Source organism: Streptosporangium sp. NPDC002721, from assembly GCF_042888905.1.
Lineage (GTDB): Bacteria > Actinomycetota > Actinomycetes > Streptosporangiales > Streptosporangiaceae > Streptosporangium.
On the sequence record NZ_JBIAQI010000022.1, the window covers coordinates 103,711 to 126,618 of the forward strand.

Annotated in this window: 22 protein-coding genes; 19 read left to right on the forward strand and 3 right to left on the reverse strand. The window is 70.9% G+C overall.

Annotated features, from left to right (window positions below; genetic code table 11):
• Positions 1–226 precede the first annotated feature (226 nt).
• The 3 genes from ACFYWM_RS29735 (at position 227) to ACFYWM_RS29745 (ending at position 4,213) form a co-directional block, all read left to right on the forward strand.
• A complete protein-coding gene (locus tag ACFYWM_RS29735; RefSeq protein WP_389920108.1) occupies positions 227–2,950 on the forward strand; it encodes an immune inhibitor A domain-containing protein in 2,724 nt (907 codons plus the stop codon).
• 89 nt (positions 2,951–3,039) lie between these two features.
• The gene (locus ACFYWM_RS29740) at positions 3,040–3,978 is read left to right on the forward strand and encodes a diacylglycerol/lipid kinase family protein (protein ID WP_389920110.1); all 939 of its coding nucleotides are present in this window, start codon (positions 3,040–3,042) and stop codon (positions 3,976–3,978) included.
• A 79-nt stretch (positions 3,979–4,057) separates the two neighbouring features.
• Positions 4,058–4,213 (forward strand): hypothetical protein, encoded by a 156-nt coding sequence (locus ACFYWM_RS29745; RefSeq protein ID WP_389920113.1) that lies wholly within the window; start codon positions 4,058–4,060, stop codon positions 4,211–4,213.
• A 176-nt stretch (positions 4,214–4,389) separates the two neighbouring features.
• Here the strand turns inward: ACFYWM_RS29745 and ACFYWM_RS29750 are convergent, their stop codons facing one another.
• Together ACFYWM_RS29750 and ACFYWM_RS29755 are read right to left on the reverse strand one after the other, a co-directional pair.
• Positions 4,390–6,084: an NERD domain-containing protein gene (locus ACFYWM_RS29750; RefSeq protein ID WP_389920116.1), complete on the reverse strand. Its 1,695-nt coding sequence runs from the start codon at positions 6,082–6,084 to the stop codon at positions 4,390–4,392.
• Between the two features lie 75 nt (positions 6,085–6,159).
• Entirely contained in the window at positions 6,160–6,600 is a 441-nt protein-coding gene (locus ACFYWM_RS29755) for an SDR family NAD(P)-dependent oxidoreductase (RefSeq protein WP_389920118.1), read from the reverse strand.
• Positions 6,601–6,839: 239 nt separating this feature from the next.
• Between ACFYWM_RS29755 and ACFYWM_RS29760 the strand changes: the two genes are divergently transcribed.
• The 5 genes from ACFYWM_RS29760 to ACFYWM_RS29780 all read left to right on the forward strand — a co-directional run bounded on the left by ACFYWM_RS29760 (position 6,840) and on the right by ACFYWM_RS29780 (position 10,507).
• Positions 6,840–7,238: a phage holin family protein gene (locus ACFYWM_RS29760; protein WP_389920121.1), complete on the forward strand. Its 399-nt coding sequence runs from the start codon at positions 6,840–6,842 to the stop codon at positions 7,236–7,238.
• Positions 7,235–7,957 (forward strand): DUF3618 domain-containing protein, encoded by a 723-nt coding sequence (locus ACFYWM_RS29765; RefSeq protein WP_389920124.1) that lies wholly within the window; start codon positions 7,235–7,237, stop codon positions 7,955–7,957. Before ACFYWM_RS29760 ends, ACFYWM_RS29765 begins: the two co-directional genes overlap by 4 nt.
• The gene (locus tag ACFYWM_RS29770; RefSeq protein WP_389920126.1) at positions 7,958–8,965 is read left to right on the forward strand and encodes a YihY/virulence factor BrkB family protein; all 1,008 of its coding nucleotides are present in this window, start codon (positions 7,958–7,960) and stop codon (positions 8,963–8,965) included. It begins immediately after the preceding gene.
• A 480-nt stretch (positions 8,966–9,445) separates the two neighbouring features.
• Positions 9,446–10,021, forward strand: a complete 576-nt coding sequence (locus tag ACFYWM_RS29775) for a hypothetical protein (protein ID WP_389920129.1) — start codon at positions 9,446–9,448, stop codon at positions 10,019–10,021.
• A 9-nt stretch (positions 10,022–10,030) separates the two neighbouring features.
• Positions 10,031–10,507: a VOC family protein gene (locus ACFYWM_RS29780; RefSeq protein WP_389920131.1), complete on the forward strand. Its 477-nt coding sequence runs from the start codon at positions 10,031–10,033 to the stop codon at positions 10,505–10,507.
• A 28-nt stretch (positions 10,508–10,535) separates the two neighbouring features.
• Here ACFYWM_RS29780 and ACFYWM_RS29785 read toward each other — a convergent pair whose 3' ends face one another.
• Entirely contained in the window at positions 10,536–11,237 is a 702-nt protein-coding gene (locus ACFYWM_RS29785; RefSeq protein WP_389920134.1) for a TenA family protein, read from the reverse strand.
• 258 nt (positions 11,238–11,495) lie between these two features.
• Here ACFYWM_RS29785 and wrbA point away from each other — a divergent pair, with 258 nt between their 5' ends.
• The 11 genes from wrbA (at position 11,496) to ACFYWM_RS29840 (ending at position 22,779) form a co-directional block, all read left to right on the forward strand.
• The gene (wrbA, locus tag ACFYWM_RS29790) at positions 11,496–12,131 is read left to right on the forward strand and encodes an NAD(P)H:quinone oxidoreductase type IV (RefSeq protein ID WP_389920137.1); all 636 of its coding nucleotides are present in this window, start codon (positions 11,496–11,498) and stop codon (positions 12,129–12,131) included.
• A 160-nt stretch (positions 12,132–12,291) separates the two neighbouring features.
• Positions 12,292–12,810: a MaoC family dehydratase gene (locus ACFYWM_RS29795; RefSeq protein WP_389920140.1), complete on the forward strand. Its 519-nt coding sequence runs from the start codon at positions 12,292–12,294 to the stop codon at positions 12,808–12,810.
• Positions 12,811–12,854: 44 nt separating this feature from the next.
• On the forward strand, positions 12,855–14,015 hold the full coding sequence (locus ACFYWM_RS29800) for an acyl-CoA dehydrogenase family protein (protein ID WP_389920143.1): 1,161 nt from the start codon (positions 12,855–12,857) through the stop codon (positions 14,013–14,015).
• 163 nt (positions 14,016–14,178) lie between these two features.
• Complete coding sequence (locus ACFYWM_RS29805; RefSeq protein WP_389920146.1) at positions 14,179–14,613, forward strand: HIT family protein; 435 nt, start codon at positions 14,179–14,181, stop codon at positions 14,611–14,613.
• Positions 14,614–14,769: 156 nt separating this feature from the next.
• Positions 14,770–15,966 carry a sensor histidine kinase gene (locus ACFYWM_RS29810; RefSeq protein WP_389920148.1) on the forward strand — a complete coding sequence of 399 codons (1,197 nt, stop codon included), beginning with the start codon at positions 14,770–14,772 and terminating at the stop codon, positions 15,964–15,966.
• 93 nt (positions 15,967–16,059) lie between these two features.
• Positions 16,060–16,821: a LytR/AlgR family response regulator transcription factor gene (locus tag ACFYWM_RS29815; RefSeq protein WP_389920151.1), complete on the forward strand. Its 762-nt coding sequence runs from the start codon at positions 16,060–16,062 to the stop codon at positions 16,819–16,821.
• 272 nt (positions 16,822–17,093) lie between these two features.
• Complete coding sequence (locus ACFYWM_RS29820) at positions 17,094–17,441, forward strand: hypothetical protein (RefSeq protein WP_389920154.1); 348 nt, start codon at positions 17,094–17,096, stop codon at positions 17,439–17,441.
• A 121-nt stretch (positions 17,442–17,562) separates the two neighbouring features.
• The gene (locus ACFYWM_RS29825) at positions 17,563–19,062 is read left to right on the forward strand and encodes a cation acetate symporter (RefSeq protein ID WP_389920156.1); all 1,500 of its coding nucleotides are present in this window, start codon (positions 17,563–17,565) and stop codon (positions 19,060–19,062) included.
• A 351-nt stretch (positions 19,063–19,413) separates the two neighbouring features.
• Positions 19,414–20,595 (forward strand): MFS transporter, encoded by a 1,182-nt coding sequence (locus ACFYWM_RS29830; RefSeq protein ID WP_389920159.1) that lies wholly within the window; start codon positions 19,414–19,416, stop codon positions 20,593–20,595.
• A gap of 247 nt (positions 20,596–20,842) precedes the next feature.
• The gene (locus ACFYWM_RS29835) at positions 20,843–21,172 is read left to right on the forward strand and encodes a DUF485 domain-containing protein (protein WP_389920161.1); all 330 of its coding nucleotides are present in this window, start codon (positions 20,843–20,845) and stop codon (positions 21,170–21,172) included.
• A complete protein-coding gene (locus tag ACFYWM_RS29840) occupies positions 21,169–22,779 on the forward strand; it encodes a cation acetate symporter (protein ID WP_389920164.1) in 1,611 nt (536 codons plus the stop codon). The genes ACFYWM_RS29835 and ACFYWM_RS29840 overlap by 4 nt, the downstream gene beginning before the upstream one ends.
• Positions 22,780–22,908: the final 129 nt, after the last annotated feature.

The window sequence follows — 22,908 nt, forward strand, 5'->3', positions numbered from 1 at the left end:
CCAACGTGCCCTCTCCGGACAAAACACGCTTTATTGCATTTTCGCAACATCATTTGGACTCTTGACTCTAACTTTACCTTCTCGTCTAATCTCCCGGTTCGGCACGCTCATACGGCGGGCCGGTGAGTGTGACGCGTCCGGCCAACCCGGGCGCAGGGAAGGGGACACCTTGTCCGGCAGAGTCAGCGGCGGAGGCGCCGGAAGGCGGCTTCTCGCGATAGTCCCCGTGATCGGCCTGGCCGTCACGGGTCTGGCCGTGGGCGGTGCGTCGGCCGAGAGCGACACCTCGGTCGCGCGGTACCAGCCGACCGCGGCCGACTACTACATCAACTACGCGCCCCCCAGGGACGAGCCCGAGGTCGACGACCCGGCCGTGCCGTCGGCGAAGGCGCGCAAGGTCAGCCCGTCCAAGAAGTTCGCCGAGAAGCACTCCGAGGGCAACCCCGTCGCCGCGCGGGTGCTGGCCAAGCGCGAGGCCGAGGCGATCAGGACGGGGATCAACCCCGCCGACTTCATCTTCAAGAAGTCGAAGACCGTCAAGACGGCCAAGCTCCTCACGCTGCTGGTGGAGTTCAACGACAAGGCCGACGACGACTTCTCCGGCTTCTCGCGGCCCGGCGGCGTCGACAGCGAGGACCCGGCCGAGTGCGTCACCGAGCCGCCGGGCACGCTGCTCAACGGCCCGCTGCACAACAGGATCCCCAACCCGGCCACCCTGTCCCACAAGGACAACAACAGCTTCTGGGTGCCCGACTTCAGCCCCGACCACTTCAACAAGATGCTCTACACCAAGCAGGGCATCACCCAGCGGGTCCGCACCGACCTGACCGACCCCCGGGACGGTCGCAAGGGCATCGACATCTCCGGCCACACCATGAAGAACATGTACGAGGAGATGTCCAAGGGCGCCTACACGGTCACCGGGCAGGCCAGCCCGTGGATCAAGGTCCCGCACTCCGAGGCCTACTACGGCGCGCGCGCCTGCGGCCAGCCGGTGCAGGACATGAGCGGCCACCCGGACAACCCGCTCGGGGCCGGCCAGCTCGCCATCGACGCGGTCAACACCCTGGCCGCCTCCGACCCGAACTTCCCGTGGGCCGACTACGACCTCGAGGACGTCGGCGACGCCGACGGCGACGGCAACTTCGCCGAGCCCGACGGCGTGGTCGACCACCTGGTCCTGGTCCACGCGGGCAAGGACAAGTCCTCCGACGGCGGCGCCGAGGGCACCTACGCGATCTGGGCGCACTCCAGCGCGGTGGCCGGCGGCTACCAGGTGCCCGGCAAGAACGTGAAGATCTCCAACTACATCGTGCAGCCCGAGGACTCCGGCGTCGGCGTCTTCGCCCACGAGTACGGCCACGACCTGGGCCTGCCGGACCTCTACGACACCAGCGGCCAGGCCTCCTCGGCGGTCGACTTCTGGGACCTGATGTCCAGCGGCTCGCACAGCGGCCCGATCTTCCAGTCGATGCCCTCCCACATGAGCATCTGGAGCAAGTGGGTCCTCGGCTGGGCCAACCCCAAGGTCTTCAACCCCGGCGACCGCGGCGGTCTGGTGACGATCGGCCAGGCCTCGCGCACGCCCAAGCTCACCCAGGACGGCGTCAGGGTCAACCTGACGAGCCCCCCGGTCACGATGGTCGAGCCGCACAGCGGCACCAAGACGTTCTGGTCCAACTTCGACCAGGAATGGGCCAACGTCAAGATCGGCCGTGACGTCCAGGTGCCCGCCGGGACCGACCTGAAGTTCTGGATGTGGAACAACTACGAGATCGAGGAAGACTGGGACTACGGTTTCGTCGAGATCTCCACCGACGGTGGCACGACCTGGGCCCAGCAGAAGGTCTACACCGAGGGCGGAGCCCTGGTCTCCACCGACGACGACTACACCGACCCCAACAAGAACCTCGCGGCGTTCGGCAACAAGAAGTACGGCCTCACCGGCAACACCGACGGCTGGCGGCACGACTACGTCGACCTCGCCCCGTTCGCCGGCAAGACCGTCAAGCTGCGCCTGACCTACAACACCGACGCCGCCTTCACCCCGCGCGGCTGGCACGTCGACGACTTCGCGCTCACCAACGGCACCCAGACCGTCTGGAGCGACGACCTGGAGAGCGGCGCCACCGGCTGGACCGCCAACGGCGGCACCTTCAACGGCACCACCGGCGCGGGCTGGACCGTCAACGACGGCAAGCGCGAGGTCTCCCGGTTCTACCTGGCCGAGTGGCGCAACTTCGACGGGTTCGACAAGGGCCTGCAGTACACCTACACCACCAACTACTCCCGCGACGGCGCGTGGAAGGTGGAGAAGGTCAAGTACAACGCCCCCGGCCTGCTCGTGTGGTACCGCGACTCGAACTACAGCAACAACTCGGTCGCCAACAACCTCGAACTGGCCCCGAGCATCGGTTCCAAGGGCAGCCTGATCCTCGTCGACTCCCACTTCGACCCGCTGCGGCGGACCGGGGCGGCGGCGGAGAAGGACACCACCACGCTCAAGAACATGAACGGCCGCGTGCAGACCTCCAACGCCGCGTTCTCCTTCTCCAAGACCTACCCCTTCACCGAGTGCTTCGAGGGGCCGGGCGAGCCCTTCAGCGAGTACTGCACCAAGGTGGCCGCGCAGAAGGGCGTCTCGGAGTTCACCGACGCCAAGACCTGGTACCCCGGGTTCGAGGCGCGCGGCACCAGCCTGTTCTACCGCGACTTCGACGCCTCGACGGTCGTCCCCTCCAAGGGCGACCAGACCTACAGCACCCGGGTCGTCAACGCCGACGGCACCCCGGCCACCGAGCTGTACGGGACCGACATGGGCAACGGCCACGTCCTCGGCTCCGGCAACCCCGGTGACGAGGGCAAGGCGCTGGGCGTGAAGCTCAAGCTGGTCACCCCGTTCCCAGGCAACCTCGGCGCGATCGTGCAGGTCACCCCGCCCAAGCAGTAGGAAAGCCCCACCGGTAACCGGGCCCCGCCGTCACCGACGGCGGGGCCCTACCATTTGAACGGGCAACCACCCGATCGGATAGGGGCAGCGTGGGAGAGCTTCGAAGCAAGGCCGAGCACACCGAGGCCATCCGGACCAAGGGCAGGGTCTGCGTGGTCGTCAACACGCGCTCGCGCCGGGGCCGGCGCCACTACCCCGCCGTGGTCCGCGCGCTGCGGGCCCAGGGGTTCGACTCGATCCGCTTCTTCCCGGTGGTCGACACCAAACGCCTGCGCGCCACCCTGGAGCAGGCCCTGGCCGACGAGCCCGACCTGCTCGTCGTGGGCGGCGGGGACGGCACGCTCAGCGCCGCCGTCAAGCACGTCGCCCACCGCGACGTCGCCCTCGGCGTGCTGCCCCTGGGCACCACCAACAACTTCGTCCGCAGCCTCGGCGTCCCCCTCGACCTCGCCAGGGCCATCGGGGTCCTCCGTACGGGGAAGGTCGCCGACATCGACCTGGGCGTCGCCGGGGACCGCGAGTTCGCCAACCTGGCCAGTTTCGGGGTCTCGGTGGAGGTCGCGGGCAAGGTCAGGCACGGGGTGAAGCGCCTCCTGGGCCGCGCCGCCTACCCGCTCACGGCCCTGACGGTCCTCCCGGGCCACCAGCCGTTCCGGGCCTTCCTCACCGTCGACGGGCGCCGCCACGAGCTGCTCACCCACCAGCTCAACATCGCCAACGGCCGCTTCCACGGCGGCTGGCAGGTCGCCAGGGACATCAGCATCGACAACGGCCGCCTGGTCGCGTACCAGCTCGGCTCGGGCAAGCGCCTGCGCCTGCTGCTGGAGACCATGGTCCGCGCGGGTAGCGGCCGCTGGCGCAGCCTGGCGGGAGGCCCCTTCGTCGTGGGCCGGGAGATGTACCTGGAGACCGACCCGCCGATGGCCGCCGACGTCGACGGCGAGGTCCGCCTGATGACCCCCATCATGATCCGTACGGTCCCCAACGGCCTGCGGGTGATGGTCCCGGACGACTTCGTCGACTCCTGAACCCGACGAAGCCGGTGCCCGTGGTGATTGGAACCGGTCTCACCGGGTAGGCGGAGGTTTCCGACAGATGGAGGACACCATGGCATCGCTGATCGACCGGGTCCGACACTACCTGCGCACCCCGCAGGGGCAGCGGAACCTGGAGAAGGCCAAGGCGATGGCCCGCGACCCGCGCCACCAGCAGAAGCTGCGCGGGCTCCTCGCCCGCTTCCGGGGCGGCCACACCCGCCGCTGATCCGTCGCCGACCCACTCGCCCGGCGGTGAGCCGGGCCCCGGCCGGGAGCCTGGGGCCCGGCTCCCGCGCGGGCGTTTCGCTTTCAGAACCGTTCTCGGAGCCGTTCTCAAGGCTGTTTCAGAGCCGTTCCCAAGGCCGTTTCGGGGCCGTTCTCAGAGCCGTTTCTGGGCCGTTTTCAGGGTTGTTTTCCGGTGATACGCCGGAATCTCGTCCTGAGCCTGTCGAACAGCGGCTCCTGGGCCGGCAGGCTCTGGTGGGGCTCGTCCTCGTGCTGAGCGGGCGCCTGGAGACGGGCGTCCCGAGGGTGGTGTTCCGGCCCGTGATCCTCCGGCCGCCCCACGCCCGCCGCACCGGGCGTCTCGGGGACGGGGTCCTCGGGGGCCCGGGCCTCAGGGGGGCCGGGGTGTTCGGCACCTGAACCCTCGGACGGAGGGTTCTGAGGACTCTGAGGCGGGGCGTCCTGGGGGCGGGGATCCGGTACGCCGGAGTGCCGCGTGGCGGGGTCCGGGGGGTCCGGAGGGCGGGGCCGCCGGGCCCGCCGCAGCTCATCCAGGGCCTCGGCCGCGCTCGGACGCTTGCCCGTCGCGTGGTCGCGCATCCGCCGCAGCAGGTCCATCACCTCCACGGGCGCCTCGCCGGGGGCGGGCTCGGCGTCGGGGGTGACCGGGGGGAGCTTCCCGGTGAGCAGCTGGAAGGCGATCACCCCGGCCGCGTACACGTCGGAGGCGGCCGTCATCCGCTCCGGCATCGCCTGGCACTCGGGGGCCGCGTAGTGGGTGTCGAGGATGTTGGGCAGCTCGTTGGCCACGGTGTGCGCGCGGGGCCCCGGCTTGGCGTAGTCGAACCCGGTGAGCATGGCCCGGCCCTCCTCCGTCACCAGCACGCACGCGGGGCTGAGCGCCCGGTGGATCACGTTGTTGGCGTGCACGTGGGCCAGGCCGAGCAGCATGTCCTCCACCACGTCCAGCCTGGCCGAGGTGGAGAGCGTGGACGGGGAGGGGGCGGCGGTGAGGTGCAGGTGCAGCGCCTGGCCGTGCACGTCGTCGAGGACGAGCACGAACCGGCTCTCGTCGTCGATGGCGAAGAAGTCGCGGGCGCGCACCACGCACGGGTGCGGGGGGATCCTGGTGAGGGCCTGGTAGGCGTTGGTGATCAGCCGCCGCTCGGCGGCCCTCGGCTCCTCCTCGGCCAGCGGGTCGGCCCGGTAGACGCGCAGCAGGACCGTCTCGCTGCCCGGGACCGTCGCGTTGATCGCGCGGTACTCGGTGACCCGGGTGTCGCCGCCCAGCTGCTCCTCCACCTCCCAGCTGCCGAAGCGCGGCGGCGCCGTGGAGCGCCGCACGCTCCCGTTGAGCGCCTCGATGATCGCGGTGCCGTACGGCGCGGTGTCCGTGGTGTGGCCGCGCCGCACGCGGGAGACGTCGCTCAGCGTGCCGATCAGCCCGGCGAGGTCGGTGACGTGCCGCGAGTCGCGGCCGGCGGGGTCGACCAGCTCCGCGTCGGCCCCGGTGAGCACCACGAGGCTGTCGACGTAGACCCGGTCCAGCTCGCGGCGAGCCTGGGTGAGCAGGCCCTTGAGGGCGCGCCCGTTGCCGCGCAGCTTGGCGACGGGGGAGCCGAACGCCTCCCGGCGCAACGGGAACCAGCGGGTTCCCGCGACCTCGATCCGGCCTCGGGTGCCCTTGACGTCGATGACGCAGAGCGAGTGACCGGTCAGGACGATCACGTCCACCTCGAAGGTGTCGTCCCCGCGGGGCACCTCGATGTTGTGCAGCAGCAGCCAGTCGTCCGGGGCGTTGTCTCGCAGGTGCGCGATGACCCGTCGCTCGGCGTCGTTGACCGGGCTTCCGCCGCCGACGATCTGTGCCATCTCTAGCGTGCCGCCTTCCTGATCGCGCTCATCGTGCCACGCAGTATCCCAAGAGGCTCATCTTCGCCCGTACCTCTACTTTTCCACCACTGGACACGCGAGCCTCCCTATGATCATGGCGTATCCAGGCCGCGAGAGTGATCGGCCTCTCCGGAGGGCTCGGCAGGGGGCTCCGCACGAGGTGCGGGGCTCAGCTCCCGCCGAACACGTCCCGGCCGCCGCGTCCCACAGCGCCTGGACCTGACCCCGGTCGGCGACGTCGGCGACCATCGCCAGGACGTCCCGCCCATCCCGCCCGTCCGGACCGTCCCGCCCGTCCGGACCGTCCCGCCCGTCCTGCCCGTCCCGCCCGTCCGGTCGGGACGGCCCGGCGGGTCCGGACAGCTCGGCCAGGGCCCGCTCCACCGACCCGGCGCGGGTGCCGCACAGCGCGACGCGGTGGCCGCGCTCCAGGAAGGCACCGGCCATGCCGAGGCCGATGCCCCGGGTGCCTCCGGTGAGCACGATGTTCGCCATGGTCGCCTCGCGATCGGTCGATGAAACGGCAAGGGTGATCGGTGTAACGGTGGCAGAGGGCGCGGCGCCGCAGAATGGCCGGGGGCAGGTCGCGGGCCTCCCGGGCCCCGGAGGAGCGGGTGGAACGCGGGCCGGGAAGCGGTGTCGTGCCCGTACCCCCTGTGATCATCGCAGCCAGGCCCATGTTTGCCGGGGGAGGAGTGGGTAGACGTCCTTTCCTGTAGGGGAGGAGGCGGCCCATGACCAACACCAAGGAATCACTTCCGACGTCCGAGCTGATCAAGCAGATGTCGGAGCAGGTTTCGCGTCTCGTCAAGGACGAGCTTCGCCTGGCCAAGGCCGAGCTGACGGAGAAGGGCAAACACGCCGGAATCGGCGTGGGGCTGTTCGGGGGAGCCGGGGTCGTGGCCCTGTTCGGGGCGGCCTCCCTGGTCGCCGCGGTGATCCTGTTACTCGCGCAGGTCATGCCCCCGTGGGCGGCGGCCGCGCTCGTGGGCGGAGTGCTGCTGGTCGTGGCCGGGGCGCTCGGGTTCTTCGGCAAGCGCCAGGTCGCCGAGGCCGCCCCGCCGACTCCCGAACGGACCATCGAGAGCGTCAAGGACGACATCGACGCGGTGAAAGAGAGGGCGCACCGATGACTGAGACAGACCCGGGCGGACCCGAGCGGCCTCAGGCCGTGGCCGGAACCACCGGATCCCGCAGGAAGGGCGTCGACGAACCGGTGACGCCCGAGGAGAGCGGATCGCTGAACATCCCGCCGAACCAGCCGGACGGCACGCCCGGCGAGGACCTCGGTGTCACCGAGTCCGAACGCGACGGCACGCCCCGGCTCCCGGGGGACACGACGCTCGCCGCCGTTCCGGACACCACGGTGGCGACCACCCCGTACGCCAACACCGGTGCCACCGGCGGCGTGACGGAGACCGGCAAGACCGGCAAGACCGTCGGAAACGACGGGAACGACACGGAAAGCGTGCGGCGGGACATCGAGGAAGCCCGCCGCGAACTAGGGGACACAGTGGAGGCACTGGTGCACAAGACCGACGTCAAGGGCCGTTTCCAGGAGACCGCCGCCCAGGTGGGCGACGACCTGCGCAAGGTGGGGGCGGCGACCGCCACCACGGCCACCGAGATGGTGGAGCGGGTCAAGGTGGCCGCTCCCGAGATGGTCGGGAAGGTGAGGGAGGCGGCCCCCGAGGTCGTCGGCCGGGTCAAGGAAGTGACCCCCGTCGAGATCAAGGACGCGGCGGGCAGGGTCACGACCGAGGCGGGCAAGCGCCCCGTCGTGACCATCGCGGCGCTCGCCGCGCTCGCCCTGGTCGTCTTCCGTATCCTGCGGCGAGGCAAGAAGAAGTAGATGACCCGCAGCACCGACAGGGCCGCCCCCGACGATTCGCGGGGGCGGCTCGCCCTTGTCCCGGAAACCCCCTCGCAACTGTCCCGGGGGGCATGGTGGGGGGTCCTCAAGCGGACCGTCCTGGAGTTCCAGCGAGACGGCCTGCCCGACTGGGCCGCGGCCCTCACCTACTACGCGGTGCTGTCGATCTTCCCCGGCCTGATCGTGCTGGTGTCCGTGCTCGGGCTGGTCGGCCAGGACGTGATCTCCACCATCCTGTCCCAGGTCGCGGCGCTCGCCCCCGGCGACGTCACGAAGCTGGTGACGGACCAGGTGAACCAGGTGCGCGGCAGCGGGAGCGCGAGGGGCTTCCTGGCGATCGCCGGTCTGCTGGTGGCGCTCTGGTCGGCCTCCGGCTACATCGCCGCCTTCGTCAGGGCCGGGAACGCGATCTACGACATCCGGGAGGGGCGTCCCCTGTGGAAGCTGACCCCGCTGCGGATCGGGCTCACCCTGGTGTTCGTCGTCCTGATGGCCGTGTCGGCGGTGGCCGTCACCTTCACGGGAAGGCTCGCCGAGGTGGCGGGCGAGGCCCTGGGGGTCGGCCAGACCGCGGTCGCCGTCTGGGGGTACGCCAAGTGGCCGGTCCTGGTGCTGATCGCCGCGGGCCTGGTGATGCTGCTCTACTGGGCCGCGCCCAACGTCCGCCAGCCGGGGTTCCGCTGGATCAGCCCCGGAGGGCTGCTGGCCGTGCTGCTCTGGGTCGTCGTCTCGGCCGGGTTCGCGGCTTATGTCGCCAACTTCGGCTCCTACGACAAGACCTACGGCACGCTCGGCGCCGCCGTGGTGTTCCTGGTCTGGCTGTGGCTGTCCAACATGGCCATCCTGCTGGGCGCCGAGTTCGACGCCGAGCTCATGCGCGAGCGCCGGATCGCCGGGGGCCACCCGCCCGAGAGCGAGCCGTACGCCGAGCCCAGGGACGAGGCGGAGCACGAGAGCGGCCCCCTTCCGGGCCCCGGCGAACGCTGACCCGGGCCCCGGCGAACGCCGGCCCGGACCCCGGTGGCACGCCGGCCCGGCCGCCGGTCCTCCGGGGTCTCACGAACATCGCCCCGGTGGCGGGCCGGACGGCTTCCAGGGCTCCCGCGAACGCCGTGCCCGGCCGCCGGCCGGGCACGGCCGGACGCCTTCGATCCCGGTGGCCGTCCCTCCCGGAGCGCCGGGAAGCGGGCGGTCACCGGAGATCCGGCCGAGTCCTGTGCGCGCAGGCGAGCCAAACTCATGTCTGTCGGGGTAATCTGACCGTTTCCGGGTGGGCGGCGGACCCCCTCCTCTCCGCCCGCCCGGACCTTCCCGCCATCGACGCCCCGTCAGGTCCACGTTTCCGACCCGGAAGGCGAACTATGCTGATCTCGGGCACGCGAAGAGCCGGGCGCATGTAGCGTTCTCGGACAGGACACGATTCTCGGGCAGGAAACGATTCTCGGGGCAGGACACACAGGAGGTCTCATGCGCCGCGCTCTCGGGATCGCCGCGGGCCTCGCCCTCATCGCGGCCGCCCTGTCACCGCTGCCACAGGCCCAGGCCAGTTGCGTCACCGAGGCCAGGAAGTGCCAGGGCAAGCCGCTGATCGGCATCGAGGTGACGGCCGGGGCCGTGCCGCGCCCGGACTCGGCGGGCCGGGTCTCCTACACCATCGACTACTCCATGACCTGGACCCCCTCCTTCGCGCCCTACTGGGGCGCCTTCTGGGTGGGCGGACGGTTCCCCGAGGGCGCGCGGGGTCCCACCCGGGCGGTGCTGCTCGACGGCTCCGGCGAGCGGATCGCCGTCCTGCGCTGCCGCGAGCGCTCCGACGGCGTCTGGTGCCCCGCCGGGAGCCACCTCCCGCACCGGGGGCGGATCGTCTTCACGGCCCGCCTCGCGCCCGGCACCGAGGCCAGGGCCGTGGCCAGGCTCGGTTTCGACAGCTTCGAGGGGCTCGACAGGAAGGAATCCGAGCTCGGTCTCAGCCGGGCGCAGGCACGGGAGAGATTCTGCGAGCACCTCTTCACCACGACCGTCACGACGACGCAGGCCCCCTGAGGAGACGAGTTGAACGCCGTACTGACCGGTGTGCACCACCTCAAGATCTGGGTGAGCGACCTGGAGCGGAGCCGCTCCTGGTACGAACGGGTCCTGGGGCTGGAGCACCACACCAGCTTCGAGGACGACGACGGCGTGATCCGGGGCATGAGCTTCACGGTCCCCGGCGCGGCCTTCCAGATCGCGCTGCGCGAGAACCCCGACCTGGCCAGGGCGCTCTTCGACGCCGACCCCTTCGCGCTCCAGGTCACCCTTGAGGGGCTTCACGAGTGGGCCGCCCGGCTCGACGCCCTCGACGTCCCGCACGGGCCGGTCTTCCGGGCCTCCTCGGGCCACGCGATGGGCTTCACCGACCCCGACGGCGTCCAGATCCGCCTGTACGCCCCGGACGAGGAGGTCCACGCCGCCCAGGTGGGCACCGAAGGCGTCTACCGCCCCGGCCAGGCCCCCTACGCCACCCCGGCCCGCGATCTGGACCAGGGCTGACAGGTCCCTCTCCACGCGGGCGCGGGGCTCAGGAACCGGCGGCCATGTCGAAGAAGCGCAGCTCCAGCCGTACGGCACGGCGGAAGAAGCCGAGCACGCGCAGCCGCCCCTCCTCGTCCAGCTCGGGGCCCAGCCGGTCCAGCTCGCCGCGCAGGAACTGCACCCAGGCGCGGAAGGCCGGGCCCTCGTGCAGCTCGATCCACTCGCGGTGCACGAAGTTGTCCGGCAGCGGCTCCTCGGCGCGGGAGGCCCAGCCCAGGTAGGCCCACTCGGCCACGCACAGCACCGCCAGGACGAGCGGGTAGTCCAGGCTGATCCTGGCCTCGTCCATCAGAGCGCGGAAGTCCGCCGTGACCGGCTCCAGCTCGGGCGAGGTCATGTCCGAGGGGGTGGCGCCGAGGGCGGCGAGGGCCCGGTGGAAGTAGGTCAGCTCCTCTGTGGTGGCGATCTCGCCCAGGAACTGGCCGAACGGCACCCGCGACTCGAAGCTGTCCGCGCAGGCCACGGCCGCCCCGAGCAGGGCGGTGAAGGAGTCGACGAACTGGAAGTCCTGGACCAGGTAGCGGCGCATGTCGTCGTCGGGCACGTCCCCCCGGGTGATCGACGCGGCGAACGGGTGGCTCACCACCGCCGTCCACTCCGGCTCGCTCAGCGAGCGCAGCCACTCGCTGAAGGCGGGATCGACGGCACTCGCGCGCCACTCGTCATAGTCCTGGGGGGTCTGCTCCACGGGCCTCTCCTCGGTGTCTCGGTGTCTCGGTGTCTCGGTGTCTCGGTGTCTCGGTGTCTCGATCAGCGTGAATGCTAACTCCGCGGGGCCCGGGGCGCGGCGGTCCCGCGCGTTCCGTGATCACCCAGGTCAAGGAGTCTTTGCAGGCCGGGACGGGTTCTCCTGGGGATCGTCGGGCACGTTCCGGCAGGACGATCCCGGAAGGGCGCCCGGAGGGATGTGGGGCAGTTGACCGAAGAGGCAGTGACCGATGAGGGGATGACGGAAGAGGTGGTGACCGGACCGGTCGTCAACGCCGCCGTCATCTACTACTCGGCCACGGGCACGATCTTCGCGCTGGCCAAGGCCGCCGCCGCGGCCGCCGAGAAGGCCGGTGCCGAGGTGCGCCTGCGCAAGGTCAGGGAACTCGCGCCGGCCGAGGCCATCGCGTCCAGCCAGGGCTGGGCCGCCCACGCCGCGGCCACCCAGTACGTCGTGGAGGCCTCGCTGGAGGACCTGAGGTGGGCCGACGTGCTCCTGTTCGGCACGCCCACCCGCTACGGCAACCCCACCGCCCAGATGCGGCAGTTCATCGACACCACCGGCGGGCTGTGGGCCCAGGGCCTGCTGGTGAACAAGTTCGTGTCGTCGTTCACCGCGAGCTCGACGACCCACGGCGGGCAGGAGAGCACGATCCTCGCGATGAACAACACCTTCTACCACTGGGGGGCGATCATCGTGCCGCCCGGCTACGCGGACCCCGTCCAGTTCCGCTCCGGCAACCCGTACGGCACCAGCCACACCTCCGACAACGGCACGATCCCGCCCGGTGAGGTGCAGCTGGAGGCGATGGACTTCCAGGCCCGGCGGGTGGTGGAGATCGCGGCGGCGTTCCTGCGCGGGCGCGTGCCCTGACCGCGGCGTTCCCCTCAAGATCTCCCGGTGACCGCGCTTCCCGGGTGCTCGCCCGCCGGTCCGCGCCGCCGCGTCACCACGCCGTCCCGGCGGAACGGATCATTGACCGCCGAAACGTCAGACGATTAGCGTCGAGGTCCCGGCGTCCAGGGGAGAGACCGTGACCGTGCACGAACCCGGCCTCGGCCGGTACTACGAGGACTTCGTCGTCGGCGACGTCTACCAGCACCCGCTGGGTCGTACGATCAGCGAGGCCGACAACACCTGGTTCACCCTGCTGACGATGAACACCAACCAGAACCACTTCAACGCCCACTTCGCCGAGCGCGCCCCGGTCGGGAAGATCATCGTCAACTCCGGCCTGTCCGTCGCGATCGTGCTCGGCATCTCGGTGATCGACGTCAGCCAGACCGCCCTGATGAACCTCGGCTGGGACGAGATCAGGCTGACCCACCCGGTCTTCCTGGGCGACACCCTGTACGCGGAGTCGATCGTGCTGGAGAAACGGGAGTCGCGGTCGCGGCCCTACGCCGGGATCGTCACCTGCAAGACCCGCGGCCTCAACCAGGACGGCGACGAGGTCATGTCCTGGCGCCGTACGGTGATGGTCTACCGCCGCGACGCGCCGCAGGACAAGAACTACTTCCCGCGGGCCAGGACCGGCCCGCTCACCCCCTGAGGGCCGCTTCCCCCTGACGGCCGTTTCGCGGAAAGGACGCCGTGATGGACTTCGAGCTCAACGAGGAGCAGCAGCTGTTCCGCCGGACCCTGCGGGAGTTCGTCGACAAGGAGATCGTGCCGGTCGCCTCCGAGTGGGAACGGACCGGACGCTATCCCACGGAGATCGTCGAGGGCTTCAAGGAGATGGGGCTGTTCGGGATCACGATCCCCGAGGAGTACGGCGGGCTGGCCCTGGACCGGGTGTCGTTCGCCCTGGTCTTCGAGGAGATAGCGCGCGGGTGGATGGGCGTGGCCGGGGTTCTCGGCTCGCACTCCCTGGCCGCCTGGATGATCGCCCGCTACGGCACGGAGGAGCAGAAGGACGCCTACCTGCCGGACCTGGCCACCGGGGCCCGCCGTACCGGCATCGCGCTGACCGAGCCCGCGGCGGGCACCGACCTGCAGGGCATCCAGACGCGGGCCGTCCGCGACGGCGACCACTACGTGATCAACGGCACCAAGACGTGGATCACCAACGCCCGGCACGCCGACCCGATGCCCGTCCTGGTCAAGACCTCCGTCACCGACCCCGCGCACCGCGGCATGTCGCTCCTCCTCGTCGAGGCCGGCACCCCCGGGTACACCGTCAGCCGCGACCTGCCCAAGCTCGGCTACAAGGGCACCGAGACGTGCGAGATCGTGCTGCAGGACGTGCGCGTCCCGGTGTCGGCGCTGCTCGGCGGGACCGAGGGGCGGGGCATGCAGCAGGCCCTGTCGGCCCTGGAGCTCGGCCGGGTCAACATCGCCGCCCGCGCGGTCGGCCTGTCCCAGTGCGCCTACGACGCCGCGCTGAGCTACTCGCGCGAGCGCCACGCCTTCGGGCAGCCCATCGCCGACTTCCAGGCCATCCAGCTCAAGCTCGCCGACATGGCCACCGACATCCAGGCGGCCCGGCTGCTGACCTACTGGGCCGCGGTCCGCTCCGAGAGCGGCGCGGTGAACTCCGAGGCGGCGATGGCCAAGTACTTCGCCTCCGAGGTCGCGCTGCGCGCCACCACCGAGGCGATGCGGATCCACGGCGGCTACGGCTACTCGCAGGAGTTCGTCCTCGAACGCCTCTACCGGGACGCGCCCCTGATGGCCATCGGGGAGGGCACCAACGACATCCAGCGGATGGTCATCGCGAGGTCCCTCATCTCGGGCGCGGCCAAGCTCGGCTGGTGACAGGAGCGGTGGCGCGGCCGGTGACACGGCCGGTGACGCGGCCGGTGACGCGGCCGGTGGCGCGGCCCGCTTCCGCGCCGGGAGGTCGTGCGCCGGAAGACCGGCCGCCGGGGGCGTGTGCCGGGAGGTCGTACGGCCGCCCGGTGCCTCCTATGCTGACGTGATGCCGGTTTCTGATGCGGTGCCAGGTGACGACTGCCTGTTCTGTGCCATCGCTGCGGGGGAGCGACCGGCCCACGTCGTCCTCTCCGACGGCGTGGCCGCCGCCTTCCTGGACACGCGGCCGGTCTTCAAGGGGCACGTCCTCGTGGTCCCACTGGTCCATGTCGAGACGCTGGCGGACCTGCCGGTGCCGATGGTCGGCCCGTTCTTCGAGCGCGTCCGCGCGCTCTCCGTCGCCGTCGAGAAGGGCCTGGAGGCGGCCGGTACGTTCGTCGCGATGAACAACCGGGTCAGCCAGAGCGTCCCGCACCTGCACGCCCACGTCGTTCCCCGCAACCGCAAGGACGGCCTGCGCGGCTTCTTCTGGCCCCGTACGAAATACGAGGACCCCGCCGAGGCCGAGTCGTACGCCCGCCGCGTCCGTGAGGCGCTCTGAACCGTCCGGCCGTCTCCGATGGGCGTTTTGATCTACTTTGTACAGGCGCCGGGCCGGTCGACGATGTCAAGGATCGTGCGGTGAAGGTCCCGATGTGGTCTCGCGCGATCTCCGGGGACGAGGCGCGGACGTGGCCGGGCGTATAAGGTCCGGAGCGTGGAACCCCTCGTTGCCGTGTTGCTGGTCGCCGCACTGGTCGGCGTACCGGCCCTGGTGCTGTGGCGGGTGTTGCGCGGGCGCAGGGAGCTGGGCAGCAGTCCCGCTGAGCGGGCCACGTTCGAGACGCTGCACACCGCGTCCCTGGCCGCGCCGCCGCTGCGGGCGGGGCTGACCGAGGCGGGGGCGCTGAAGGCGTCCCGCTACCTGCGGGAGCTGCTGGGCTCCCCGGCGCTGGCGATCACCGACGAGGAGCGGCTGCTGGTCTACGACGGCGAGGGCGACCACCATGCCCGCGAGGCGTTCGCCCACGCCGCCAAGACGCTCGCCGGGGGCCGGACGCGCGTGCTGGGGCCCGAGGTCGTCTCGTGCGACCTTCCCGAGTGCCCGATCAGGTTCGCCGTGGTGGCGCCGCTCACCACCGACGGCAGGGTGGTGGGCTCCCTCGCCGCGTACGGGGGGCACGCCTCGGCGGGTCTGGTCAGGGCCGCCCACGAGGTCGCGAACTGGGTCGACTCGCAGCTGGAACTGGCCGAGCTGGACCGGTCGAGGACGCGCCTGATGGAGGCCGAGGTGCGGGCGCTGCGCGCGCAGATCTCCCCGCACTTCATCTACAACTCGCTGACGACGATCGCGAGCTTCGTGCGTTCCGATCCTGACCGTTCCCGCGAGCTGCTGCTGGAGTTCGCCGACTTCACCCGTTACTCCTTCCGGCGGCACGGGGAGTTCACCACGCTGGCCGAGGAGCTGCGTTCCATCGACCGTTACCTCACCCTGGAGCGTGCCCGTTTCGGCGACCAGCTCCAGGTGACGTTGCGCATCGCCCCGGAGGTGCTCGCGGTCGCGGTGCCGTTCCTGTGCCTGCAGCCCCTGGTGGAGAACGCGGTCCAGCACGGGCTGGAGAGCAAGCCGGGGATCGGGCGCATCTCGATCGTCGCCGAGGACGCCGGGGCCGAGTGCCGGATCAGCGTGGAGGACGACGGCGTCGGCATGGAGCCCGACCGGCTGCGCCGCATCCTGGCCGGTGACGCCGACGAGCGTTCGGGGGCCGGGGGGGTGGGGCTGGTGAACGTGGACGAGCGGTTGCGTCAGGTCTACGGTGACGAGTACGGCCTGGTGGCGGAGACGGCCAAGGGGGCCGGAACGAAGGTCAGTGTGCGCCTGCCCAAGTATCATCCGGGTGTCTCCGCCCGTTGAGCCCGCCCCTTCCCCCGTACCAAAAAGTTGACAGGCGATGCCTGATTCATCACCCTCTAGAAATTCCCTCGTGAACGACCTGGAGGAGTGACCGTGACCGGCCTGCGCGTCCTGGCGGTGGACGACGAGCTTCCCGCGCTGGAGGACCTGGCCTACCTGCTCCGCGACGACCCCCGCATCGGGGAGGTCTCCATCGCGAGGGACGGGGCCGCGGCGCTGCGTGTCCTGGACCGGGCGATCGCCGACGGGCGGCCGATCGACGCGGTCTTCCTCGACATCCGGATGCGCGGCCTGGACGGGGTGGTGCTCGGCCGGTTGCTCTCGCAGTTCGCCAACCCGCCGCGGGTGGTGTTCGTGACGGCCTACGAGGAGCACGCGGTCGACGCCTTCGAGATCAAGGCCGAGGACTACCTTCTCAAGCCGGTACGGCCGGAGCGGCTGGCCGAGGCGATCCGCAGGGTGTTCGTCTCCGCGGAGCTGCCGGAGACGGAGGGGCCCGGCCGCGCCGACCCCGACACGATCCCGGTGGAGCTCGGCGGTGTCACCCGGTTCGTGGCCAGCACCGAGGTCCGGTACGTGGAGGCGCAGGGCGACTACGCCCGCCTGCACACCGCTGGTGGCAGCCACCTCGTGCGCATCTCGCTGGCCACGCTGGAGGAGCGCTGGTCCTCCGCGGGGTTCGTACGGGTGCATCGCAGCCACCTGGTCGCGGTCAAGCACATCGACGAGCTGCACATCGACTCGGGCCGGTGCGTGGTGCGCATCGGCGAGACCGAGATCCCGGTCAGCCGCCGTCACACCCGCGAGTTGCGCGACCTGCTGGTCCGCAGGGCGCGCCGGGGCAGGCCCGAATGAGCCGCGACCCCGGTGCGGGGGAGGGGTCCGAGCCGTCCGGGCTCTCCGGGCTTTCAGGGCCGTCCGAGCCGTCCGGGCTCTCCGGGCTTTCAGGGCCGTCCGAGCCGTCCGAGCCGTCTGGACCGTTTGAGCCGTCTGAGCCGTCTGGAGTATTTGGGCCGTCCAAGCCGTCTGGATCGTCCAAGCCGTCCGAGCCGCGCCGGTGGATCGCCGACCGGTCGCGCAGGGACGCCGAGCGTTCGCGTAGGGACGAGCGGCCGCGGCGTGAGGTGGTGACGAGTCCTCGCACGATGGCCCCCCGCCACCCCCGCTACCCGGTCAGCCGCGAGATCGACGAGCAGACCCGGCTGGGCGAGGTCTACATGCGCTCGCTGGTCCGCACCCAGTTCCGCCTGGCGTTGTTCGTCTGCACGGTGCTGGGGTGCGTGGTGGCGGGGCTGCCGCTGATGTTCCTGCTGGTGCCGGAGCTGCGCGCGGTCCACGTGCTGGGGATCCCGCTGCCCTGGGCGGTGCTGGGCGGCCTGATCTATCCGGCGTTCGTGATCGGCGCCTGGCTCTACGTACGGCAGGCGGAACGCAACGAGCGGCACTTCGCCGAACTGGTGGACAGGGCCCGTTGACCGGGCGGCGGACCGTCCCGGGGGCCGAGGGCTCCCGGCTGGAGCCTGAGCTTCCCGCGATGGGCGACCTCGCGGAAGACGTCATGGGGGATGGCATGGAAGGCCTCGGGGGAGGCGCCGGATGAGCACCGCGTACGGTGTGACGGCGGTGGTGCTGGTGGTGCTGGCGGCGGTGCTGATCGGCGCGTTCGGGATAAGGCTGTCGCGGACCACCTCCGACTTCTACGTCGCCTCCCGCACGGTCTCCCCGCTGTGGAACGCCTCCGCCATCGGCGGGGAGTATCTGTCGGCCGCGAGCTTCCTGGGCATCGCCGGGCTGATCCTCACCTACGGCGCCGACATGCTGTGGCTGCCGGTCGGCTGGACGGGCGGCTACCTGGTGCTGCTGGTGCTGGTCTCCGCGCCGCTGCGCCGCTCGGGCGCGTACACGCTGCCCGACTTCGCCGAGGCGCGGCTGGAGTCGATGGCGGTGCGGCGGATGGCCGGGGTGCTGGTCGTGCTGATCGGCTGGCTGTATCTGATGCCGCAGTTCCAGAGCGCGGGGCTGGTCCTGCGGGCGATCACCGGGGCCCCCGAGTGGGCGGGGGGCCTGCTGGTGGCGGCCGTGGTCGCGGTGAACGTCATGTCCGGCGGCATGCGGTCGATCACGTTCGTGCAGGCCTTCCAGTACTGGCTGAAGCTCACCGCCCTGGCCGTGCCGCTGGTGTTCCTGCTGCTGGCGTGGCGCAGCGGCGGCGCGCCCGGGTTGAGCGCGCGGGACGCGGCCACATGGGCGCTGCCGCTGGCGACCGGCAGGGAGTACGGCCTCTACTCGACCTACTCGCTGATCCTGGCCACGTTCCTGGGCACCATGGGGCTGCCGCACGTGCTGGTCCGCTTCTACACCAACCCGGACGGCCGGGCGGCGCGCCGTACGACGCTGGTGGTCCTGTCGCTGCTGGGCGCCTTCTACCTGCTGCCGGCGGTGTACGGCGCGCTGGGCCGGATCTACGTCCCGGAGCTAGAGGGCAGTGACACGGTGGTCCTGTCGCTGCCGGGGCGGCTGATCGGCGGCGTGGCCGGGGACCTGCTGACGGCGCTGGTGACGGCCGGGGCGTTCGCGGCGTTCCTGTCGACGTCCTCGGGGCTGACGGTCTCGGTCGCCGGGGTCATCGGGCAGGACATCCTCAAGGGCGGGGTGCGGTCGTTCCGGGCGGCGGCGGTGCTGGCGGTGATCGTTCCGCTGGGTCTCGCGGTCTTCGCGCGTACGTTGCCGGTCGCCGACGTCGTGGGCCTGGCGTTCGCGGTGGCGGCCTCCTCCTTCTGCCCGCTGCTGGTGCTGGGCATCTGGTGGCGGCGGCTGACCCCGGCCGGCGCGATGGCCGGATTGCTCGCCGGTGGTGGTCTGGCCTGCGGCGCGGTGCTGATGACGATCGGCGGGGGGCCGCACACCGGCCTGGTCGGTGCCCTGCTGGCGCAGCCCGCCGCGTGGACGGTGCCGATCGCCTTCCTCGTCATGGTGGTGGTCTCGCTGCTGACGCCGGGGCGCATCCCGCCGAACGTGGCGCGCACGATGGTGCGCCTGCACACCCCCGAGATCCTCAACCTGGACCGGGGTGACTGGCGGCCCCGGTCCTCCTGACGCCTGGCTCCTCCTGGCGCCTCGGTCCTCCTGACGGCTCAGGCTCTCCCGGCGGTCCTGGCGCTCCTGCGGCTCGGGCCCTCTTGGCGGCCCCGGTCCTCTTGACGGTCCCGGCGAGGTGTGACGAAATGACGCTTATGGACCGACATTTCGGTTGTTCTGACTAGATTTGTTACTCGCCGGCTCCGGTGATGAGGCGCTCGCCGAGGTCGGCGACGCCACTGCCGTGCTACCCGGGAGCCGGTCGGGACTTCGGTCCACTGTCGCGTTCTTCGGGAAGCGGTCAGGATCTTGGCTCGCCGTCGCGTTCTCCGACAGCCGGGCGGCGAGCCGGTCCGCCGGTCAGCGGTGATGCCGGAGGTCCTGCGCCGGCCCCGGTTCCGGCTCATCTACTTCGGGATGGCCGTCAGCCTGCTGGGCGACGCCTCGCTGCTGCTGGTGCCCGGCATCCTGGCCAAGAGCCTCACCGGCTCCGACGCCGCCGCCGGGCTGACCCTGTTCTTCTTCACGCTGCCGCTGTGCTTCTCGCCCCTGTTCGGCTACCTGATCGACCGGGTGGACCGCAGGAGGCTCCTGGTCGTCACCTGCGTGCTGTCGGGGATCTCGCTCGCCCCGCTGGTCGCGGTCACCGGGCCGGACACGGTGTGGCTGATCTATCCGGTGTCGGCGGCCATGGGGTGCTCGTACGCGGTGATCTTCTCCGCGCTCGGCGGGCTGCTCAAGGTCATCCTGCCCGAGCACCTGCTGGCCGAGGCGAACGGCGCCCTGCACACCACCCGGCAGGGGCTGCGCCTGTTCGGGCCGCTGCTGGGGGTGGCCGTCTACACCGGCTTCGGGCTCGGCGCGCTCGTGCTGTTCGACATGATCACCTTCCTGGTCGCCGCGGGGGTCTTCATGATGCTCCCCGCGCCGGAAGCCCCCGTGCCCGCCTCTCCGGCCGCCTCCGGGCGGTGGCGCGAGGAGTTCTGGGCCGGGGCCCGTCACCTGTCCGCCGACCCGCCGCTGCGCCGCGCGGCCGTGGCGCTCTGCCTGATGTTCGCGCTGGCCGGGGCGACCGAGTCGCTGATCTTCGCGGTCATCGAGCACGGTCTGGCCAGGTCGCCGGAGTTCACCGCGTTCACCTCGACCGCGATGGGCCTCGGCGCGATCGCGGGGGGACTGCGCAGCGCCACGACGATCGCGCGCCGGGGCGAGCTGTTCGCGATCGGCGCGGGCATCGGCCTGTACGGGGTGGCGGTCCTGTGCTGGGTGGTCCCCGCCGAGACGGTCGTGCTGGGGGCGATGATGCTGGCGGGCGCCGGGCTGACCCTGGAGGGGGTGGCCAGGACGACCCTGCTGCAGCGCCGCAGCCCCGGCCACCTCGTCGGCCGGGTGTCCACCGCCTTCGAGTCGCTGGCCGGGTTCGCCCAGCTGCTGTCCCTGCTCGCGGGCGCCGTGCTGGTCTCGCTCGTCGACTACCGCCTGCTGCTGGCGGTGGTCGGCCTGACGGTCTGCTGCGCCGGGGTCTACGCCCTGCGGGGCGGGCCGTGGTGAGAACGGGCTCCGCCGCGAACCGTTCGGCGCGGGTGAGCCGTACGAGGTGAGGGCTGTCGAGCCGGGGAGGTGAGAACGGGCTCCGCCGCGAACCGTTCGGCGTACGAGACAGACCTTTCACCGCAAGCCCGGCCCAACTGAACGCGACTCGGCGGCGCCTCGGCGAAGAGTCCGCGTGCGGGTCTCCTCCACGGGTAGCGTCCGGCCCTACGTTGTCCGTGATCCAGATCACATTTTGGGAGGTCCCGTGACCGCCAGGCAACATGATTCATCGGTCTACGAAGAAATCCAGACCGACGAACGATTCCAGGAGTTGAAGAGGCGTTTCCGGACCTGGGCGTTCCCGATGACCGCGGCGTTCCTCGCCTGGTACCTGCTGTACGTCGTCCTGTCCGCCTGGGGGCGCGACTTCATGGGCACGAAGCTCTTCGGCAACATCAACGTGGCGCTGATCTTCGGCCTGCTCCAGTTCGTGTCGACGTTCGGCATCGCCTGGGCCTACTCCCGTTTCGCCGAGAAGAAGCTTGACCCGCTGGCCGACGAGATCCGCCACGAGGTCGAGGGGAAGACCGAATGAGCCACCAGACCCTCTCCACGATCCTGTTCCTGCTGTTCGTCGCGGGAACGCTGGGCATCACCTTCTGGGCGAGCCGCAACACCAAGGACGCCACCGACTACTACGCCGGTGGCCGGTCCTTCAGCGGCGTGCAGAACGGTCTCGCCATCGGCGGCGACTACATGTCGGCCGCGAGCTTCCTGGGCATCGCCGGGATCATCGCCCTGTCGGGCTACGACGGCTTCCTGTACTCGATCGGCTTCCTGGTCGCCTGGCTGGTGGCGCTGCTGCTCGTCGCCGAGCTGATGCGTAACTCCGGCAAGTTCACGATGGCCGACGTGCTGGCCTTCCGGATGAGCCCCCGCCCGGTCCGTACGGCGGCGGGCGTCTCCACCATCACGGTGTCGATCTTCTACCTGCTGGCCCAGATGGTCGGCGCGGGCGCGCTGGTCGGCCTGCTGCTCGGCGTCACCTCGCCGACGGGCAAGGCCCTCACGATCGTCGGCGTCGGCATCCTGATGATCGTCTACGTGGTCGTCGGCGGCATGAAGGGCACCACCTGGGTGCAGATCGTCAAGGCCGTGCTGCTGATGGGCGGCGCGACCCTGGTCACCCTGCTGGTGCTCGGCCACTACGGCTTCAACCTGTCCAGCCTGCTCGGCGAGGCCGCCGCCCAGAGCGGCAAGGGCGACGCCTTCCTCAACGCGGGCCAGAAGTACGGCACCGAGGCGCAGGGCCTCGCGGGCAAGATCGACCTGATCAGCCTGGGCCTGGCGCTCGTCCTCGGCACCGCCGGCCTGCCGCACATCCTGATCCGCTTCTACACGGTCCCCACCGCCAAGGAGGCCCGCAAGTCGGTCCTGTGGGGCATCGGCATCATCGGCACCTTCTACCTGCTCACCCTCGTGCTCGGCTTCGGCGCGGCGGCGCTGGTCGGCGGCCAGGCGATCGTGGCGCAGGACAAGGCGGGCAACACGGCGGCGCCGATGCTCGCCGAGGCGGTCGGCAAGGCCATCTTCGGCGACGTGGGCGGCACCATCCTGCTCGCGATCATCGCGGCGGTCGCCTTCGCCACGATCCTCGCGGTCGTCGCCGGCCTGACGCTGGCCTCCAGCTCCTCCTTCGCCCACGACCTGTACGCGCACGTGTTCAAGCGCGGCAACGTCACCGACAAGGAGGAGATCCTGGTCGCCAGGATCTCGGCGTTCGTCATCGGCGCGGTCGCGATCGGGCTCGGCATCCTCGCCCAGGGGCAGAACGTGGCCTTCCTGGTCGCGCTCGCCTTCGCCGTGGCGGCCTCGGGCAACCTGCCCGCGATCCTCTACAGCCTGTTCTGGAAGAAGTTCAACACCGCGGGCGCGGTCTCGGCGATCTACGGTGGCCTGGTCTCCGCGCTGGTCCTGGTGATCTTCTCGCCGGTCGTCTCGGGCAGCGCCACCGCGCTGTTCCCCGACGCGAACTTCGCCTGGTTCCCGCTGAGCAACCCCGGCATCGTCTCGATCCCGCTCGGCTTCCTGGCCGGGTTCATCGGCGCCCGCCTCAGCAAGGAGTACAGCGGCGAGAAGTACGCCGAGATCGAGGTCCGCTCGCTCACCGGCATCGGTGCCGAGAAGTCCGCCTCCCACTAGAGCCCGTACCAGACCCCCCGTACACCTCGTGCGGAGGTGCGGGAACCCGGGGCCCGGCCGCGTCGCGGCCGGGCCCCGTCGTCGTACACGCCCCTGCGAGCCCGTACGCGCCCGGCGCGGGCCGTGGGG